Source organism: Metaplanococcus flavidus (assembly GCF_042675885.1).
GTDB classification, from domain to species: Bacteria; Bacillota; Bacilli; order Bacillales_A; family Planococcaceae; genus Planococcus; species Planococcus flavidus.
On the sequence record NZ_JBHTKI010000003.1, the window covers coordinates 177,663 to 197,073 of the forward strand.

The 19,411-nt window shown below is 42.8% G+C and carries 21 protein-coding genes and 1 pseudogene; 19 read left to right on the forward strand and 3 right to left on the reverse strand.

The window, feature by feature from the left end; genetic code table 11:
* Nucleotides 1-250 precede the first annotated feature (250 nt).
* Nucleotides 251-1,045, reverse strand: a complete 795-nt coding sequence (locus ACFQ1X_RS02140; protein WP_144840492.1) for a CPBP family intramembrane glutamic endopeptidase — start codon at nucleotides 1,043-1,045, stop codon at nucleotides 251-253.
* A gap of 57 nt (nucleotides 1,046-1,102) precedes the next feature.
* Between ACFQ1X_RS02140 and ACFQ1X_RS02145 the strand changes: the two genes are divergently transcribed.
* Complete coding sequence (locus ACFQ1X_RS02145) at nucleotides 1,103-1,273, forward strand: hypothetical protein (protein WP_379081167.1); 171 nt, start codon at nucleotides 1,103-1,105, stop codon at nucleotides 1,271-1,273.
* A gap of 40 nt (nucleotides 1,274-1,313) precedes the next feature.
* A complete protein-coding gene (locus ACFQ1X_RS02150) occupies nucleotides 1,314-1,895 on the forward strand; it encodes a hypothetical protein (protein ID WP_144840493.1) in 582 nt (193 codons plus the stop codon).
* Between the two features lie 257 nt (nucleotides 1,896-2,152).
* Here the strand turns inward: ACFQ1X_RS02150 and ACFQ1X_RS02155 are convergent, their stop codons facing one another.
* Both ACFQ1X_RS02155 and ACFQ1X_RS02160 read right to left on the reverse strand, forming a co-directional pair.
* Nucleotides 2,153-3,589 carry a carbon starvation CstA family protein gene (locus ACFQ1X_RS02155; protein ID WP_144840494.1) on the reverse strand — a complete coding sequence of 479 codons (1,437 nt, stop codon included), beginning with the start codon at nucleotides 3,587-3,589 and terminating at the stop codon, nucleotides 2,153-2,155.
* Nucleotides 3,590-4,223: 634 nt separating this feature from the next.
* The gene (locus ACFQ1X_RS02160; protein WP_379081171.1) at nucleotides 4,224-4,424 is read right to left on the reverse strand and encodes a hypothetical protein; all 201 of its coding nucleotides are present in this window, start codon (nucleotides 4,422-4,424) and stop codon (nucleotides 4,224-4,226) included.
* 207 nt (nucleotides 4,425-4,631) lie between these two features.
* Here ACFQ1X_RS02160 and ACFQ1X_RS02165 point away from each other — a divergent pair, with 207 nt between their 5' ends.
* The 17 genes and pseudogenes from ACFQ1X_RS02165 (at nucleotide 4,632) to ACFQ1X_RS02245 (ending at nucleotide 19,400) form a co-directional block, all read left to right on the forward strand.
* Nucleotides 4,632-5,180, forward strand: coding sequence for a general stress protein (locus ACFQ1X_RS02165; RefSeq protein ID WP_144840496.1), 549 nt, complete (start codon nucleotides 4,632-4,634; stop codon nucleotides 5,178-5,180).
* 130 nt (nucleotides 5,181-5,310) lie between these two features.
* Complete coding sequence (locus ACFQ1X_RS02170; protein ID WP_379081174.1) at nucleotides 5,311-6,354, forward strand: processed acidic surface protein; 1,044 nt, start codon at nucleotides 5,311-5,313, stop codon at nucleotides 6,352-6,354.
* Complete coding sequence (locus ACFQ1X_RS02175; RefSeq protein WP_144840498.1) at nucleotides 6,354-6,983, forward strand: class D sortase; 630 nt, start codon at nucleotides 6,354-6,356, stop codon at nucleotides 6,981-6,983. Before ACFQ1X_RS02170 ends, ACFQ1X_RS02175 begins: the two co-directional genes overlap by 1 nt.
* A gap of 329 nt (nucleotides 6,984-7,312) precedes the next feature.
* Nucleotides 7,313-8,047: a plasmid pRiA4b ORF-3 family protein gene (locus ACFQ1X_RS02180; RefSeq protein ID WP_379081177.1), complete on the forward strand. Its 735-nt coding sequence runs from the start codon at nucleotides 7,313-7,315 to the stop codon at nucleotides 8,045-8,047.
* Between the two features lie 78 nt (nucleotides 8,048-8,125).
* On the forward strand, nucleotides 8,126-8,635 hold the full coding sequence (locus ACFQ1X_RS02185; protein ID WP_144841319.1) for a YfiT family bacillithiol transferase: 510 nt from the start codon (nucleotides 8,126-8,128) through the stop codon (nucleotides 8,633-8,635).
* Between the two features lie 194 nt (nucleotides 8,636-8,829).
* Nucleotides 8,830-9,639, forward strand: a complete 810-nt coding sequence (locus ACFQ1X_RS02190; protein WP_144841320.1) for a tryptophan-rich sensory protein — start codon at nucleotides 8,830-8,832, stop codon at nucleotides 9,637-9,639.
* Nucleotides 9,640-10,028: 389 nt separating this feature from the next.
* On the forward strand, nucleotides 10,029-10,490 hold the full coding sequence (locus ACFQ1X_RS02195) for a VOC family protein (RefSeq protein ID WP_144841321.1): 462 nt from the start codon (nucleotides 10,029-10,031) through the stop codon (nucleotides 10,488-10,490).
* Between the two features lie 40 nt (nucleotides 10,491-10,530).
* A pseudogene (locus ACFQ1X_RS02200) lies at nucleotides 10,531-10,758 on the forward strand (DNA-binding transcriptional regulator); the annotation flags it as partial.
* A gap of 74 nt (nucleotides 10,759-10,832) precedes the next feature.
* The gene (locus tag ACFQ1X_RS02205; protein WP_144841322.1) at nucleotides 10,833-11,462 is read left to right on the forward strand and encodes a type 1 glutamine amidotransferase family protein; all 630 of its coding nucleotides are present in this window, start codon (nucleotides 10,833-10,835) and stop codon (nucleotides 11,460-11,462) included.
* A 200-nt stretch (nucleotides 11,463-11,662) separates the two neighbouring features.
* Complete coding sequence (gene ccsB, locus ACFQ1X_RS02210) at nucleotides 11,663-12,859, forward strand: c-type cytochrome biogenesis protein CcsB (protein WP_379081182.1); 1,197 nt, start codon at nucleotides 11,663-11,665, stop codon at nucleotides 12,857-12,859.
* Between the two features lie 224 nt (nucleotides 12,860-13,083).
* A complete protein-coding gene (locus ACFQ1X_RS02215; RefSeq protein WP_144841323.1) occupies nucleotides 13,084-13,926 on the forward strand; it encodes an aldo/keto reductase in 843 nt (280 codons plus the stop codon).
* Between the two features lie 361 nt (nucleotides 13,927-14,287).
* Nucleotides 14,288-15,022, forward strand: a complete 735-nt coding sequence (locus ACFQ1X_RS02220) for a plasmid pRiA4b ORF-3 family protein (protein WP_144841324.1) — start codon at nucleotides 14,288-14,290, stop codon at nucleotides 15,020-15,022.
* Between the two features lie 354 nt (nucleotides 15,023-15,376).
* Nucleotides 15,377-15,733 carry a hypothetical protein gene (locus ACFQ1X_RS02225; protein WP_144841325.1) on the forward strand — a complete coding sequence of 119 codons (357 nt, stop codon included), beginning with the start codon at nucleotides 15,377-15,379 and terminating at the stop codon, nucleotides 15,731-15,733.
* 60 nt (nucleotides 15,734-15,793) lie between these two features.
* On the forward strand, nucleotides 15,794-16,342 hold the full coding sequence (locus ACFQ1X_RS02230) for a restriction endonuclease (RefSeq protein ID WP_379081187.1): 549 nt from the start codon (nucleotides 15,794-15,796) through the stop codon (nucleotides 16,340-16,342).
* Nucleotides 16,343-16,379: 37 nt separating this feature from the next.
* A complete protein-coding gene (locus ACFQ1X_RS02235) occupies nucleotides 16,380-17,630 on the forward strand; it encodes a S41 family peptidase (RefSeq protein ID WP_144841326.1) in 1,251 nt (416 codons plus the stop codon).
* A 19-nt stretch (nucleotides 17,631-17,649) separates the two neighbouring features.
* On the forward strand, nucleotides 17,650-17,994 hold the full coding sequence (locus ACFQ1X_RS02240) for a hypothetical protein (protein WP_144841327.1): 345 nt from the start codon (nucleotides 17,650-17,652) through the stop codon (nucleotides 17,992-17,994).
* A 191-nt stretch (nucleotides 17,995-18,185) separates the two neighbouring features.
* Nucleotides 18,186-19,400, forward strand: coding sequence for an NAD(P)-dependent malic enzyme (locus ACFQ1X_RS02245; protein ID WP_144841328.1), 1,215 nt, complete (start codon nucleotides 18,186-18,188; stop codon nucleotides 19,398-19,400).
* The last annotated feature ends 11 nt before the right edge of the window (nucleotides 19,401-19,411 follow it).

Here is a 19,411-nt window from a genome sequence, read left to right on the forward strand (position 1 = left end):
GGTTTATTCGCTATAAATGAATACAAAGAAAAATACACATCGGAACGACAAAGGGTCCCAATCATATTTTCAGTATAATAGTGAGTCGGACACAGGGGGGATTTGGAGTCAGCCGGAAGACTGTATAATATCGTGAAATAGCGGATGCCTGCCAATTATCCTTGTCAGCAATGCCGTCAACTTAAAATCGTCCCGCTAAAAATCGTTTCCTAAGTGCGGATGTGATTTTTTATTTTATATTAAATTTCACCTATCTCTTTTCCAAGCTCCGAAACAGCCATGTAATAAAGAAAAGCAGCAGCACCGAGCTAACAATCAGCGTAACAAGGTTTGGTCCACTTTTTGTATACAGGTCATCTACACTTGTCACTATCAGCCATTCGGGGAATGATGGGTTAAAGGAGTATTGATAAACGGAAAGGGTGTTGTTGAAGATATGAAGCAAAATAGGCGCCAGCAGAGTGCCGGTCTTTAAATACAGCAGTGACGCCACTATTGCGAACAGGAAAGCGCTTAAAATATTGATATGGAAGAGGCTGAAAATCAGGCTGGTTAAACCGACGCCTTTCCATAAACCGAATGTTGCCATCAGCCGATGCATGATCACCCCGCGGAATACGAACTCTTCCGCGATCGGTGCGATAACCGCGATGATGAAACCGGTCGCGGCCAGGTACCACATCTCACCGGGGAGCGGCTGCGACGTAAGCGCGATTTGGACCGAGACAGGGGAAATGGACAGGAGACCGCGCATCATCAGCCAATAGACACTGAAGGAGAATGCCATCATTACCAAGGTGAGCCCGGCTATGGGCAGAAGCCAGCGCGCGATGCCGTGGACGAATAAGGTTTGGCGCAGTTTGATGCCATGCTTTTTGAAATAATAGCTGCAGATCCATACGGGTGGGACGGTATAAAAAACGAGCAGCATGACAATATTGGTAAGAAGTACGTTTCCAGTGGCTTGCAGCAGCAGGGAAATCGACACGATGGCCGTGACAGTCATCAAGCCGAGTACAAACCGTGGCCTCATTTCCTCAAACATTCGTATCGCCGCCTTTCATTGAAGTTAAATAATTAAATATTCTGACTTTATAATATCATGTTGGGAAATGAATTCAGAAATAAAGGAATCGACGATAAACGAGTGAAAATCGGCGATAAACATGAAAAAATCGACGATAAAGCTCTGAGAATCGACGATAAACCACCGGAAATCGACGATAAACCAAAAATTATGTCACTCGGGAAAGCGAAATTCAATTTATGTTAAAATATGTATATAGTTTTATAGATGGGTTGGAGGAATTGATGTGACTGCTAAAACGAAGAAAATCGTTATGAGTCTGATTGGGATATCGGCTTTATTCCTTCTATTAATGACGTGGTTTTATCCTTATTCAGTTTTTGGTATTACGAAAACGTATTCCTATGCACCTGATTCGGTTGTTGTGGAGGGGTATGAGGATGGTTTAGCTGAATTCAATCGTTCTTTTGAAGAGGATCTGGAGGAAATGGGAGCAGCTGGCACAGTTGATCTGACAGTTGACCGGACCCAATATGTGCTGCCGTTGTTTGAACAGGACTGGTTACTGAGCAAGGAGCCGGTAAAGTTTAGTTTGGATGATTTAGATGACATCTTATTCGAAGTAGAAAATGCCAGAACAACTTTACTGGAACTTTCAGCCAGCACAGATTATACAAAAGAAAACAGGCGATATTTAGTGGATAGTATCAAAAGTTTGCTTTGGTTAGAAGAGCAAATTACAGAGATAAAAACAGGTGGAGCACAATCAAGAAAAACGCTCCGTATTCAATTTAATAATCTTCACATGAGTTTTTTGAACAACTTTATGATGTTTAGGATTTTTTATGAAAGGTCAGGAGAGGAATAGTTTTCATTTTAACTGAATCCGTCTGCCGATATGAGGGGGAGACCGCGTGGGAGTCGCAAGATGGTTGTTGGCTATGGTTGTTGGCTATGGTCGTTTTATTGGCTGCTGCTGGCTGCAAGAAAACAAAAAAGATGACCCCGGCACAATACCGAAGTCATCACATCGCATCCTGGCTGCAGGATCTATTCTATTGAACTGACTCCTGTATGGAGCAAAGTTCTTTTTTTCGGCCATTTTATTTTTAACAGCCTTGTTTATTAAACGCCTTCGTATTCTGCATCGACTTCTTTGGTAGGGCGATGTCTGATGATTTGTGCGGCGTACCATAACACTACGGCTAACGTGATGACCGAGCCGATGATCGCTGAAATATAGTAGTCCATATTCAAACCTTCAGGTGCATAAAAAATGTACATGGAAACGACGCCTGTCATGAAGATTGCCGGCACGCCGCTGATCCAGTGGAACTTGAAGTTTTTCAACAGATACATCGTCGCTGTCCAAAGCATGAACGTTGCGACGACCTGGTTGGTCCAGCCGACGTAACGCCATAAGAACGTATAGTCGATGGTGGCCATATAAAAAGTCGGGATGGCCAACGGGATAGTGATCAACAGGATCTTCACTTTTCCGTCTGTATTAAAGAACTTCGACAAAAGATCAGCTAAAATCATTCGGGAAGAGCGAAGGGCTGTATCCCCTGTAGTGATTGGCAGGATGATGACGCCGAAAATCGCCAGGATACCGCCCAATGTGCCAAGCAGGGAAATTGAAATTTCGTTGACGACTCCTGAAGGGCCACCAGCCGCGAGTGCTGCGCCAAGACCATCCGTCCCGTTGAAGAACGTCATACCGGCAGCTGCCCAAATCAACGCTATGACACCTTCGATAATCATTGCGCCATAGAAAATTCTGCGGCCATCCGTTTCTTTTTTCATTGTGCGGGCAATAATCGGGCTCTGTGTACAATGAAAGCCTGAAATCGCTCCGCATGAAACAGTGACCATCAATAGCGGCCAGATTGGCAGGTCAGCCGGATGAAGATTACTGAACGTCAAGTTGGGCATCGGTTTTCCTGAGAACACCAACGCTACTGCCACAGCAACAGCCATGAATAGCAAGATCCCGCCTAATAATGGATAAATACGGCCGATAATCCGGTTGATCGGCAAAATTGTAGCGATAATAAAATAACCAAAAATAAGTGCTAAAGCCACGATAAAGCTAATGGGCGTAATTTGAGCAATCAATTGAGCCGGTCCCGCCGTAAAAGCGGCCGCCACCAACAGCATCAATACTAAAGATAATCCGTTAATAAAAACTTTGGCGTTTTTTCCTAAATAACGACCGACCAGTGTAGGGAATTGCGCGCCACCATGCCGCATCGACAGCATACCGGAAAAGTAATCGTGAACGGCTCCCGCAAAAATACAGCCGACCACAATCCAGATAAAGGCTACAGGACCATACAAAGCACCAGCCACAGCTCCGTAAATCGGGCCGAGTCCTGCGATGTTCAGCAATTGAATCAAATTCCCTTTCCACCAGCTCATCGGTACAAAATCAATATCATCTTTCTGGGCATAAGCAGGAGTGAGTGTTTGATCGTCGACTCCGAATACCTTTTCAACAAACTTCGAATAAAAGACATAACCTAAAATCAATAATGCCAGTGCAACGAAAAATGTAACCATATGTACCCTCCTCCTCTGTTATGCGATATATCGTATACAAATAATAACACCTTTTAAGAATAATGAAAGATAATATTTTGAAAAAATTAAATTTTCTTTTTATTATTTCTAGGAAGGAGGGAGAAGTTATTCAAATAGTCAAATGTAAGCGCATTCATTGATTTTATGAAATTTTGTTTGTCATTATTCATATGAGTGATATGTAAATCGCTTTCATTTTATTATTTTAATATACAAGATTTATCGCCCAGTTAAGGCACGTTAGAAGTGGTTGGATCAAAATTAAGGCGTGAAATAGCAGCTGCATTTGGCAAACTCATCCGGCTGTTTGCAACACTTGTCATCCATTCGACAAGATTAAATCTGCGGCAAAAGGGAAAGTCCCAACGCGGATGTGGATCCTGCTGAAAAAAGCCTCAGCGAACTGGATTCCGCCTACCGGGCCGAATGGGTTTCGATCAGCTATCCGCAAACCCATCGGGAAATCGAAGAAAATGAAAACTGGAATAATTAATAGACACCGTGTCCGCCCTTGTGGCAGGTGCGGTTTTTTTGAGTAGTTCAGCCCAAATAAAAATGGCCAGCAAATCAGGATGCGATTTGCTGGCCGTTTTCGTTTGGGCAAAGGAAAAAGTTAGGGTGTCCGGTTATTATCTGTATTCGTTAATTTATTGTTTTCATCCGGATTCCGCGCATTGTCTTTCATTGATTGGTTTTTTTGCTCCTGTTGATTGAAGTCTTGTTTTTCAGAAGTCTCCTGATTTTTTTCTTCAATGAGTTCCTTCATTTTTTGAATGTTTGTTTCTTTTTCGGTTGATTTGTCTTCGCTCATCATAATCGCCCTTTCCTGCTCGTTTTTTATTATTTTCCCAAAAAGAATCGAAGATAAACGCTGCAGGAAAGCGAAAGGATAAAGCAGTTGCTCTGCTAGAGAGTTGTGAAGATGTTTAAGGCAGAATTCAGCGGGTAGCCTAATTATATAGATTTAATAATACAAATTTGACAATTTGGTTACTAATAAGACGAAGGAGGAGAAAAACTTATGGAAAGAACTGTAGTTGGAGGAGTATTTAGAAGTTCAGAAGAGGCATTAAGTGCTATCGAGCGGTTAAGAGATATTGGATTTGATCCTAATGACATTTCAGTTATGGCAAAGGATAAAGATAAAGTTGACGAAATCGAAGAGCATACTGATGCAGACGTAATTGATGAAAGTTCAAAACGAGGCAGCAATGCTGGTAGAGGACTTGGAATTGGCGCAGGATCTGGAGGCGTTTTAGGTGGTATTGCCGGTCTGATCGCTGAAGTGGGCTTATTGACAATACCGGGGATTGGTGTTCTTGCAGCAGCTGGCCCGTTAGCCACCACCTTGAGTGGTGCAGCCATTGGAGCAACTGGAGGCGGACTTGTCGGGGCATTAACAGGTGCCGGAATTCCGAAAGAAAATGCTAAAGAATATGAGAAGTATTTGAAAGAAGGCAACATTCTCTTATTGGTGGATATTGATGAAAAGCAGCGTGAAGAGATTCAGCGGATTTTTTCTGATTCCCATTCTGTAACTACGGATGTTTATACTGTAGATACGAAATAATAGTGAAAATCATTTAAAAAGAAAAATTTCAGAAAATCGAAGCAATATGGTATTACATTGAATAGTGGAGTGAAAGGCCCCTTTAGAAAAGCCGGCTTCTCTATTACTATCTCAGGAGGCGATTTACATCATGAAGAAACAAATTATTCCCTACGCAGTAGTGGCAACTTTGACCTTTAGCTCTGCAACTATGACTGCGCAAGCAATTGAACCGGATGAAGCCAGTGCGAATTTCCCCACAGTTGTTGATTGGTCTGAAACTGATTGGAACATCTATTTGGAAGAGAATTTCGGTACAACCTTAGATGATTATGATACAGTGACAGAACTCGAAGCGGATATAGGCCCTCCGGTGAATTTATCCACATTGGGTAATGCAGACCTGTCTGATCCGAACGTTTTGGACATTATGGAACGATATAATTTGACCGCGGAAGAACTCATTTTGTTCTTGGATGCTTATGATAATGTCGAGGATATATATTTCCTTGGAGATTTAGAGGGTGCGCTGGAAGAAGAAGGCTTTGAAGTTGTAGATGTAGATGAACCTGCAACAGATGAAGACCAGGATCAAGGTGCTGACGAACCTGCAACAGATGAAGACCAGGATCAAGGTACAGACGAACCGGCAACAGATGAAGACCAGGACCAAGGTACTGATGAACCTGCAACAGATGAAGACCAGGACCAAGGTACTGATGAACCTGCAACAGATGAAGAACCGGAATATGCTTTTGACATGTCCCAGCTTGAAGAAGTTTATTTAACACCTCTCGGTTGGACACTGGATGAATTTTCTGGCTATGTGGAAGATAACTACGATATGTCTTTAACTGATTTTGAGTCGTTTGAAGAGCTTGAAAATACTGTTGGGCCTGTTCTGAACGATGAAAGACTGCAAGATATTCTTGATTCGTATGGACTAACGCCCGAAGAATATCGTGAATTATTGGCTGATTACGGAGAAACACCTGAAGATTACAATTTTGTTTATGAATTAGAAGAAGCTCTTGATTATTATACGAGTGAAGAAGCGGCTAATGCAGATACCGAAACAGGGGGAGAAATGCCGGAAACTGCTACTGATTCTCTATTGATGACATTAGTGGGAGTTGGAGCTGCAGCAGCCGGAGCCTTTATGCTTTACCGCAGAAGACCACAAGGTGAAAGATAATGAAACCCATGAAAAACGGGAAGGGGAAAGAGCGATCTTTCCTCATTTCGTTTCTCTCGATTATATTGATTGCAGCAGGGCTATTCATGGCTGCCAATTATTCTTATGAATGGGCAAGAGGTTATATGGCTGTTGAGCAGATGGAAGTCGAAGAAGCAGATGCTTCATCGACGGTTAAAAAAATGTCGGGCGAACCAAGACAATATCCCGAATATAAGTCGCGACCTGAAATGGACGAAGAGTTTGGAACATTAACCATTCCAAAATTGGAGGTCTCAATTCCGATTTTCGAAGGGACAGATCCAGACCAGTTAGCAAAAGGGATTGGCCATTTTGCGAATAGCGTATTGCCTGGAGAAGACAATAATAGCGTTCTCTCTGGACACCGTGATACAGTATTCCGCCAATTGGGTGAAATCGGTGAAAATGATTTACTGATTGTCACAACTTCAGCAGGTGAGTTTACTTATCGTGTCCAAAAAGTCCGGATAGTTGATGAAGATGACCGGACCGTCATTGTCCCGAAACCCCGAGCGACTTTGACTGTAACCACCTGTTATCCATTCAATTTTGTGGGGAGCGCTCCGGAACGGTATGTGCTTGTAGCAGAATTGATTGATATGGAATAAAAAGCGTCATTGTGTCAGATACGATTCCGTTTTTTCTAAAATAATGCATGAAGAAACCTCTCATATCTAAAATTGGAGAGGTTTCTTCATGCATTTTTATATTTTGGAATTAAAGTTATAATGGAAGCGAAGGCATTCTTTCGGGGAGGGAAAAAGATGGATATCAGCATTATAGTAGCGATATTCGTAATTTTCTTAGGTGCGCTGGGCGGCGGATATTATATGAAGGATAAGGGGAAGAAATGAAGTTTGTGTTAAGCGTGGAGCATTTGAGAAATGGCATCGAGGGTTTTATTACTTACCAAAAATAGAAAGCAGGCGATAAAAATATGAAATCCTATATTGTCCGAATCGAGCTTGAACACTCCAATCCACTGATTTGGCGCAAGGTGATCATGCCAGCGGGGGCAACTTTCAATATGCTCCATGACATTGTGCAGCAAGTCAGCAATTTTCAGAGCGGCTATCCTTATGAGGCTTATCATCTGTTCGAATTTGATTTGGCGGAAGATGGAATCCGGGTGACGAACGACGATGAAGCCTATCAGGAACATCAGTATTATAAGAAGAATAAAAAAGAGTTCGCTGAAAGACTGAAGAATATGGAGCCGAAGTATAAGAAGTTTGAAGAGGCATATCAGGAGCGGCTGAAAGCAGTCGTCCGTAAGCCTTCCGGCATTAAGATTGATGAATTTCTTGAGAAGCACGGGGAGCTCGTCTATAACTACGACTTCGGAGACAGCTGGCAGTTCCGCATCAAGCTCGAAGCAATCGTCGACGACTATTATTTCGGTTTCCCGACGCTGCTTGACGGCACAGAAACGGCACCACCGGAAGACGTGGGAGGCATTCCCGGGTTTTATGAATTCCTTAAAATTTACCGGAATCCAAAGCATCCCGAGCATAAAGAGACAAAGGTGTGGGCGGATAGCCAAAATTTCAGGGAGTATGACCCTGCTTGGATCAACGACGCGCTGAAAAGCCGGATGTATAAGAAGACGGAATGGAATAAGATTCATCATGAGAATTTTCGGGTAATTGAGGATAAGTATCGGAAGGGATGAGCCGTTTTCGATTCCAGGTATTTATCGACCGTAAATACGATCGCACACAAATATGGATAAGGAAAAGAGGTTGGAAAAATGGATGTGAAATTTCCTATTGGACAATTACAGGTTCCTGACAATGTGAAAGCTGAGCACGTCCAGGAGTGGCTCGACAAAATCGCAAGCTACTCGATGCGGCTTAGGGAAAATGTGGATTCATTGAGTGATGAGCAATTGGGCAAGAAGTACAGGGAAGGCAGCTGGACCGTCCGCCAGCTGGTGCACCACATTGCGGATTCGCAACTCAATATGTATCAGCGGCTGAAACTGGCTTTGACGGATGACAATCCGACGGTTCCCGGTTTCGACCAGGAGGAATGGGCGGCGCTTCCTGACAATGAATTACCGGTGGAAAGTTCAATCCGGATACTGGAGGGGCTGAACGAACGAATTGTCATACTCGGGCAGCGTTTGGCTGAAGAGCAATTGGACCGCGTGTTCACCCACGAAACCAACGGCGAAATCAGCGTCGCAACAAAGCTGGCAAAACTGTGCTGGCACGAAGAACATCATTTGGCGCATATTAAGATTGCTTTAGAGAATTGACTCCCTATAAAGACACAGCTGCAGCAACTGCGGCTGTGTCTTTTTCATTTATTTTACAGAATTTTGCAGGAAACAGTTTGGCTGCAAAGGCAATTCGGGAAGAGATAAGGAAGGAGAATCTGTATGAATTATTGAGAAGTTGCCGGTGTCGCTCTTGTTTAAATAAAAAATTTCCTCGAGAGGATGGCTTCACTATGAATGAAAACACATTGAAGAAAACAAAAGTTTTCGCGATATTAAACCTGGTATTTTATTTTCTGACGCTCGGCGTAAATTACCTCGGATCGTCAGGGTTCTTTAATGGTATGAGCCAGAGAGATATCTCGGATAAATACATGACGCTCATCTCGCCGGCCCCTTTTACGTTTTCGATATGGGGTGTCATTTACAGTTTGCTGCTGATTACGCTGATTTATTTATTTGTAAAAAGGAAAGATAGAAATGTCAGCAGGCTGGTCCTATTGGTTTCGCCTTTAATTATCGCGAGCTCGGTATTCAATATGGCGTGGATCGTTACATTTTCCTATGAATGGATGGGCATATCAACACTGCTGATTTTGGCCATGTTAGTCTCGTTACTGATCATCGTGGAACGAATTTATAAAAATCGCTTTGACTTTCCTTCGACTCTTGCAGGGCTCAGTTTTACGCTATATGGTTCGTGGGTCTTCATCGCCACAATCGTTAATATTTCGGTGTTTTTAGTGCAACTGGAATGGGACGGATTCGGGCTTTCCGATTCCATCTGGACCATAATCGTATTGGGGATTGCGATCGCTTTTGTCCTCTTTTACCTGTCTCTTTATAAAAATGCCGCCTTTCCGATTCCGATCGCATGGGCTTTCTTCGGAATCTATAGTGCATACGCCAGCGGAAGCCTCGATCCTGCCATGTCTACGGCCATTCAAGGCATTCTATTAGCGGGAATCGGGATCTTTCTGATTGCTGTAGTATGGACATTTATTAAAAATAGGAATGCTCTTTTTCCGAAATACAGGGTTTAAATATTTAAAGTCTGGCACGGAAATTAAGGGCATGTCGCCACGATTTTAGAACGGCACATCCAAATGGCAATGCTTTTTGTCCGCAGTAAAGACGGCATCAGCAACAATCCGAAAGAATGGTCTTCATTTGCAGGTTGTGTAAAGATTCCATGTTCTAAAAGGATTTATCGAAGCTGGAATGAAAAAGCATAGTGAATCTCAAGAGAAAGACAGAGAACCATTTCTGTCTTTTTTTTTGTAGATTTTTTACGAATGCTTTTTGAAATATAAATCAATGTAGAGGTGAAGAATAGTATTGAACAAATTAATTACTGGTCAATCAAAAGTTGTATAGAGTGAAAGTAACTGGTCAGGTAAAGTGAAAGGAGGAGAAGGGGGAGAGGTTCGTTGTGATTAAAGGTCTTTATGAAACACACTTGCCAGTTAGCAATTTAAGTAATTCAATTGAATTCTACAAAGGATTAGGATTGGAGTTCGATCATCAAGTTGAAGACAATTTAGCTTTTCTTTGGATTGAAAAGGACAAAAGTTGGTTAGGTCTATGGAAAACTGAAAAAGTGGAAGTAGAGTATCATCCGTCCATAAGACACCTCGCCTTTGAAGTATCAATTGAAGGAATGAAAAATTCTGTAAAATGGTTAAAGGACCGGGGCTATGAACCGAGAAAGGCATTTGGCTTTGAACCAACGGAGCCTTTTGTAATGCCGAACAATGATTATGCCCATGCTAAAATCCATTTTAATGATCCAGATGGCAATAGCCTGGAGTTTATCTGTAAATTAGAAAATCCCAATAAGATCAAGGAGAGAATGTATTTTAGTGAATGGGAACGGTTGCACCATAGTTTATAAAAATATAACAAGATGTTTGAAAACAACAGTTACCATAGCGGATAAAAGTGTATTGGCTGATATTAGCCAACATTGGTTTTTAGGACATTATTTACAAGAACGGACTTCAAATAGAGCAGTTTTTCTTCTTGAAAAAGATGTGATCCATACATACGTACCTTATTTACTTTTACCGTACAATAAATCACTTAAAGTTATTGAGCCATTAAGTCTTAAGAAAAGACTTGTTGAAGTTCTGTCGGAATTAATAAAATTTCATGAAGATTGATGACTTCCCTGACGCTAACTGTCAGGGAAGGTTTTATATAATAATTGTATCAACTGCGAATGGAGTGTTAGGGGATGCAAACAAAAAAAGTTTTTCTTTATGTATTTAATACAATGTCGGACTGGGAATATGGGTATTTAATCGCTGAACTAAATTCAGGAAGATACTTCAAAAAAGATTCCCCACCTTTAAAAGTGATTACAGTAGGAGCCAATAAAGAACTGATTACAACGATGGGAGGATTGAGCATAAAACCCGATCTTTCCCTTGATGAATGTGCGCTTGAAAGTGAAGACCTTTTAATTTTACCGGGAGGGACGACTTGGAACGAGGAAATTCATCAACCGGTCCTGGAAAGAATCGGCCAAGCATTGGAGCTTGGCACGATTGTTGCTGCAATTTGTGGTGCAATTGAAGCCCTTGCGAATAGGGGATACTTGGATACGAGAAGACATACAAGTAATAACTTGGAATATACTAAAATGGTTTGCCCTGATTACAAAGGGGAAAAGTTCCATGAGATGGGACCTGCAGTATCTGATGCGAATTTAGTTACTGCATCAGGAATAGCCCCTCTGGAATTTGCAGTTGAGGTACTGAAAAAAATGGATGTATTTGCACCAGACACCTTACATTCATGGTACAACCTGAATAAGACGCATCAACCCGAACACTTCTACCAGTTAATGAATTCAATAAATTAATGAAGGAACTGAAAAGCTCAACTTCTCTATTTTGATCAGTAGAGAAGCTGGGCTTTTTAAATTGGAATTTTCATGAGGCTCCCTCTGCAAGAAGTGAAATATTTTCAGTCACAAAATGGACTTAGATTATTATTTGAAAATAATGGTATTATTGGAATGATTATTTCCATTTATCCCACTAACTTTATAGGAGTGTGACTATGTCCGTAGAATCCATGATTTCGTTAAGCAGTTCATCTTTGTTTTTTTCTTTTATCCTTTTACTGATTGCGATTGTGCCATTCGGAGTGGCTGTGAAATCCCGCAAGCAGGTCGCTGTTAAAATCGCCTTGACCATGACTGTCATCGGCTTTTTAGCGCAACTGAATTATTTCATCCTTCGGTGGGTGGCTTCCGGCCATGCACCCGTCAGCAATCTCAATGAATTCCTGACGTTCTTCGGCATCATGCTGATTGGCAGCTTTTTGGTCTTTTACTTCTTGTACCGCCAGCCGGTCGTTGGACTGTTTTTGCTGCCGGTAGCGATTTTGATCATCGCCTATGCCAGTATGTTCGCCAATGATGTATCGCCTTTGATACCAGCGCTGCAAAGCCACTGGCTCACGATCCATGTCATTACGGTTGCCACTGCAAGTGCCGTGCTGTCAGTGTCATTTGTAACTGGGCTCATTTATTTATTGAAGCATATCGATACTGCACAAAAAGGGAAAAGTTCGTTCTTTTTGGAGCTGGTTATGTATTTCCTGGTGGTGGTTGTCGGTTTTATTCTTATTACTTCGGCTTTCCGGCTCACCGATTACAGCGCAAGCTATCAATTTGAAAACCAGCAGGGGGAAGTTCAAGTTTATGACTATGCTATGCCGGCCATTGTTGTGCCGATTGACGCAGAGCCTGTTACTGAAACTGCTGGAAGTTACGAGCCGGCGACTCATTATGCCGGTCTTTTCGAAATTCCAAACAGCATCGAGACTGCAAAGCTGAACTCGGTTCTTTGGTCTTTCCTGATGGGTTCTGTCTTGTATTTACTGATCAGACTAATCACACGCAATAAAATTGCACAGCTACTGCAGCCGTTCACAAACAAAGTCAATTTGTCCCTAATGGATGAAATTTCTTATCGTTCGGTCGTCATCGGTTTCCCATTATTTGCGCTCGGCGGATTGTTCTTTGCGATGATCTGGGCGCAGATTGCCTGGAGCCGTTTCTGGGGCTGGGATCCGAAGGAAGTATGGGCGCTGATCACATTCCTCTTTTATGCGGCTTTTCTTCATCTGCGCATCGGCAAAGAATGGACAGGTGAAAAGACTGCCTGGCTTGCCATCATCGGCTTTGGAACAATTATTTTCAATCAGATTTTTGTGAACTTAGTCATTGCCGGTCTTCATTCGTATGCATGATTAATCCATGAAATCTAACGAATTTTAAAAGCGCTTATTTTAATGAAAAAGAATAGAATTCAAAAAGGCCGAAACGAATTAGATTATTCGTTTCGGCCTTTTTTTGATTAAGCAATAGACTCTACTCAACTCCATTGCTTTTGTTCTCTACCAATGGAAGAGTTGTTTGAGTTTTCAATCATGTAAGAGTAATCTTTAACTAGAAACGAAAGGAGCGCAAATAGATGAAAACAGAAATACCGGAAGTGACGTTGAACGACGGCACCAAGTTGCCGGTTATCGGACTCGGTACATACGGCCTTTGGGGCAATGCAGGGGCGAACGCGGTCGCCAGCGGAATCAATGCTGGCAACCGCCTGATCGACACGGCGTATAATTACGAGAACGAAGGCGCGGTCGGGGAAGGCATCAAGCGCAGCGGCGTTTCCCGGGAAGATTTGTGGGTGACCTCCAAGCTGCCGGGCCGTTACCATACATACGACAAAGCGATGGTGGCAATTCAGGAATCGCTGTACCGCTCCAATCTGGATTATTTTGATGTCTATTTGATTCACTGGCCGATGCCGAATGAAAACTTATATGTGGAAGCGTGGCAGGCTTTGATTGATGCGAAGAAATGGGGCCTTGTCCGGTCGATCGGTGTCAGCAATTTCCTGCCGGAGCACCTGGAGCGCATTATTCAGGAGACCGGCGTAACGCCGAGTGTGAATCAGGTGGAATTGCATCCGTTCTTTAACCAGGAAGAGCAGCGGAGCGTGCACGCGAAACTCAATATCCAAACCGAGTCGTGGAGCCCGATTGCCAAAGCGGCAGATATTATGGCGAATGAAACGATCAGCAAGATTGCCGAGAACCACCATAAAACGATTGCCCAAGTGATACTGCGATGGCAATACCAGATTGGTTCGGTGTCAATTCCGCGATCGACGTCTCCTCAGCGGCAGCGGGAAAATCTGCAAATTTTCGATTTTAGCTTGAGCGATGCTGAAATGACTGCGATTGCCGGGTTGTCCCGTCCGGATGGCAGGTTGTTTGATATGGATCCGGCTACGCATGAGGAGTTTTGATATGGGGAGTGGCTGCTTACGTAGAAGAGGTTTATTCCATTAAGTTTGATTAGTGCAGTTGGAGAACCGCCGGCGGGAGTTATTCCTGTTGGCAGCGCTTGTATTTTATTGAATGATAATAAATTATTTAGTAATTATGTCACCCGCAGTGAAGCGTAATTCAGAACACAGGTTTATTGCCGAAGATAAAAAGTGTTTTTCAAATAGGAGCACTTTAGTTTATCGAGCTATGTTAGGATAGGCGAAACACCAAGACTATTTAAGAACTCCTGGCAAAATGTAAATGAAAGGTGGCTTCAATACAGGAAAGAGATAATATTAAATTTACTATAAAAACCCATCTGAGAGAGCAGGGCGAATTATGAAATCATACATCATCCGAGTCGAACTGGAACACTCCGATCCACTGATTTGGCGCAAGGTGATCATGCCGGCGGGGGCTACTTTCAATATGCTCCATGACATTGTGCAGCAGGTCAGCAATTTTCAGAGCGGCTATCCTTATGAGGCCTATCATCTGTTCGAATTTGACTTGGCGGAAGATGGCATCCGAGTGACGAACGATGAGGAAGCATACCAGGAACATCAGTATTATAAGAAGAATAAAAAAGAGTTCGCAGGAAGACTGAAGAACATGAAGCTGAAGTATAAGGAATTTGAAGAGGCGTATCAGGAGCGGCTGAAGGCAATCGTGCGTAAGCCTTCAGGCATTAAGATTGATGAGTTTTTGGAGAAGCACGGGGAGATCGTCTACAATTACGACTTCGGAGACGGCTGGCAGTTCCGCATCAAGCTCGAAGCAATCGTCGACGATTATTATTTCGGTTTCCCGACGCTGCTTGACGGCGCAGAAACTGCCCCTCCGGAAGACGTGGGCGGCATTCCTGGATTTTATGAATTCCTGAAAGTATATCGGAATCCAAAGCATCCTGAGTATAAAGAGACAAAAGTGTGGGCGGAAAGCCAATATTTCAGGGAGTATGATCCTGCTTGGATCAATGACATACTGAAAAGTCGGATGTATAAGAAGACGGAGTGGGATAAGATTGATCATGAAAATTATCGGGTGATTGAGGATAAGTATCGGGAAGGTTAAGGGTTATTTACGACTGATTAGATATAGAAGAAAATAGTATTTATCAAAACCGTCGCCGGAAGCTATTCGAGCGACGGTTTTATTTTTGAAAGAAACCCTATGATCAGTTCTCTAAAATTAATATTAGTTAACTCGTTTCCTGAATTAACTAAACTCAATCATTCTAACTGGAAAATTTATGTATTTCAGATTACTGTTTTATGGTACGATTTACTTACATGTAATAGTTAGAAATTTTAATTAATAGTTAAAAAGAGCTCCGAACTAAAAGGTGTGAAATCTTTATAAAAAATACTTAGTTGTTGGCTGAGAGTTATTTGAAGAATTTAAGAGTTAACTAAAGGGGGAAGAAATATGAAAATTACAATGAAAATGAGTCAAGAAGCTTATCCGGTAGCAAAGAGAGTGTATTCGGGACAATTGACGAGGGACGACGGAAAAAGTGAAATTAATCGCGTCACTGGTATGAATGAAGGATCCGCTCAAGCATATATTACGATTTTCTTAGGCATGATGAACGGACAAGAATACAAGCGGGCATTTAATAATGAAACAAATAGATTTTTATTTGAAAGTATCCGCAAAGATTTTGGAGAGAAATATTACGTAAACGCATTAACTGCCGCCCAAAAGCATATCAATTATTATGGCACCTTGGGAAAAGGAAATTTAATCGGACTTCAAAGAATTGTAGATGAATTAAAATATTAATAGTAAAAATTGCTGAGAAGCAGTACCAGAATTATATATAGAAAGCGAGACAAATAAATTATGAAATTTACTGAAGGATTTGGGATGGGACTGGAGATGCTCTGGAATATTGTGCTTGCAAATCCTTTCTTGATTGGAATACTGGCGTTTTTCTTTACTGGTACTGGGCTGCTGGGATTTCACAAAAAGACAATGAGGCACAACAAACTGAAAAAATCCGGCATCTTGAACGTAGATGAAATGACGGGGAGAGAATTTGAAGAATATCTCCGGATTTTATTTCGTGAGAGAGGATACCAGGTACAGTTGACACCGACTACCGGCGACTTTGGGGCTGACCTCATCTTATCGGCCAAAAATCAAAAGGTTGTCGTACAGGCAAAACGCTATAAAAAGAATGTGGGGTTAAAGGCCGTCCAGGAAGTCTCGACTGCCAAAAGCCATTTTAACGCAGATGAATGCTGGGTAGTCACGAACAGCTACTATACTGAGCCTGCTAAAAAATTAGCTGCGTCCAACCGGGTGCGATTGGTAGATCGTGAATTGTTGATGAAGTGGATGTTCGAAATGAAGAAGAGCGATGAGGCGAAAAGCGCGGCTGTGGAATGATTGTGTTTTAGCAATTACTAACGAATGGAGTGTTTAGGTGTTTAAGAAAAAAGAAATCTTTAACGATATCATTCAAATTATGAAAATGGACTATTCTGGTGCTGCAGAGAAAAAGGATATGAACCGGCCGGAGGAATATCTTATTACAGATGATATGCCAGACCGTGATTTTATTGAGACCATCCAATCCTATCTGTTGGATTTTAAAGATGGCCATTTGTCATTCAATGCAAAAGATGCGGTTATTCCTAATTTGGGCTTCAGGGCACGTCGGTATCAAAATGAATTATATGTGACGGAATCGACAGAGGAATTGCGCTTGCAAAAAGGTGATGAAATTCTTGAAATCGATGGATTGACGGTCGAGGATTTTGGGAATCACCATTCGAAAGTCCTGGAAGATACCGTTCTTGATCGGCAATTTTGGAACGTGGCGTTACGTCGGGCGAAAGAACTGACTGTCCTTAGAGATGAAGTGAAGTTTACTTTGCCATTGGCAACGTATGAACGTACTCCTTATACACCCAGCTACACACTGGAAAAGTTAAATCCTGATACTGTATATATGAAACTCACAGACTTTGGGCAGGAAAAGCCCATCTTGGATTTGCTGGACAAGCACAAGGAGGATTTTAATCGTTCCACCAATCTGATTATTGACGTCCGCGTGAATTACGGAGGGAACGATCTGTTTTATTTTCCCCTTCTCGATTACGTATTTGAAGGGCCGACACCATTCAAAAGTTTGTTTAACAAAGATGAGGTCATGTATACGAATTACACAGAGCGGAATTGCCGGCTTTGGACAAATGAACTGAAAGGATATCTTGCGCAGGAGTTGGATGCAGAGACTGAAAAGTGGGCGCATGGAGAAATTGAGTTGTTTGAAAAGAATAAAGGAAAAGGCCTTCAAACCGTTCAGGAAGAAATGGACTACACAATCCAGGGACAGGCTGCGCCACAAAATGTCTATGTCTTAACTGATGTGACTTGCGGAAGTTCGGGGGATACATTCGCCAGTAATGTGAAAAAATCACCAAAAGTTAAAGTGGTCGGACGGCCAACCATGGGGATCGTGGATTTCTGCAATGTGGTCAATGTGGATTACGGCGACTATGAATTTGGTTACAGCATTTCCAAAATGCACGAAAACTATTACACAAACGAAACAGGCGTCAAGCCGGATATCGATATTCCTTGGACACCGCGGCATTTGGAAGAAGATGTGGATTTGAAATATGTTTTAGAAGAGATTGAAAGCAAGCCGATAGTCGCGAAAAGAGTCTGATAGTAGGAGAGAACCGCTAATGAGTATAAGTAAATTTCTTTTGGGCATTCTTTCAATTGTGCTTTTAACTTTAGCTGGATGTACATCCACTTCATCACAGGACTGGGCGTCTAATTTTATTGTTTTGGACGGGTATATTTATATAGTTAGCGATGAGTATACTGAAAATGTCGGAGAGGTAATAGGGCAAGTCACACATTACTCGGATCAGGAAGCCACGTATGCAGGGAATTTTTCTAATATGTATGAGGAAGGAACAAAATATTATGAGATAGAAGGGGTTAGTAGAGAGGTCGCTATTGCTGTTGAGGAAAATGATAAATATCGGATTGCCAACCAGAATGGAAAATACGGTGAGAAATAATCGTGTGCCGCCTTGGGAAGTGAAAACCCCTCTCCGAAAGTTAAAGCGAAATAATTTTTATGCCCAGTATATTGCTGGGTTTTTCTTATATCTCAGTCAAAAGACTGAATATTCTTTAATTTAAGCCTAAACACTTCTAATCTCTCACTATTTCTTTATAATGAACAATTATGGCAGAGGGAGTGGAAGCGATGACGAAACTGAGACAGGAAGCGCTGCGGATGCACCGGGAACATCAGGGGAAGCTGGAGATTGTTTCAAAAGTCGCTGTGAGAAATGAGTATGATTTGAGTTTGGCATACTCTCCCGGTGTCGCCGAACCGTGCAAGGAAATTGAGCGGGACAAAGAGGCCGCATATGATTATACGATGAAAGGCAATACCGTCGCTGTTCTGACGAATGGCACGGCGGTGCTCGGCCTGGGCAACATCGGTCCGGATGCTTCGATGCCGGTCATGGAAGGGAAAGCAGTGCTCTTGAAGAATTTTGCCGGTGTGGACGCGTTTCCCATCGCTTTGAAAACGGAAGATCCGGAAGAAATTATTCGGACAGTGAAATTGCTGGAGCCGGGATTCGGTGGAGTGAATCTGGAGGATATAAAAGCTCCTGAGTGTTTTATTGTGGAAGAGCGCTTGCGAAAGGAAATGGATATCCCGGTGTTCCATGATGACCAGCACGGCACGGCGATCGTTACGCTGGCAGGGTTGATCAATGCTTTGAAACTGACCGGCCGTGTCGTTGAAGAAACGAAAGTGATTGTGAACGGAGCGGGTGCCGCCGGAATTGCGGTGGTGAAACTGCTGAGCGGATTCGGCTTCCCGAATATTATTATGTGTGATACAAAAGGAGCAATTTATAAAGGGCGTCCGAATGGCATGAATCCGTATAAAGAGCAGGTTGCGGGAATGACCAATTTTAATAAAGTAGACGGCAAACTGGCAGATGTTATCCGTGGAGCCGATGTGTTTATCGGCGTCTCGGCTGAAGGGGCGTTGACGCAGGATATGGTCCGCTCCATGAATGTCGAGCCGATCATCTTCGCTATGGCCAATCCGAATCCCGAAATTCTGCCGCATCTTGCGAAAGAAGCCGGCGCACGCGTTGTCGGCACCGGCCGTTCGGATTTCCCCAATCAAGTCAATAACGTGCTCGCGTTTCCGGGGATATTCCGCGGCGCACTCGATGTGCGGGCAAGCGACATCAACGAAGCGATGAAAATTGCGGCCGTTGGAGCAATTGCCGGATTGCTGGAGGAAGATGCGCTTCACGATGATTACGTGATCCCGGCACCATTTGATCCGCGCGTTGCTCCGGCCGTAGCTGAAGCCGTCGCCCGGGCGGCTGTCGAATCGGGTGTGGCGAGGAAGCCGGTTGGTGAGAAAGTGAAAGTATTGGCTGAGAAGTAGAAGAAGACCCC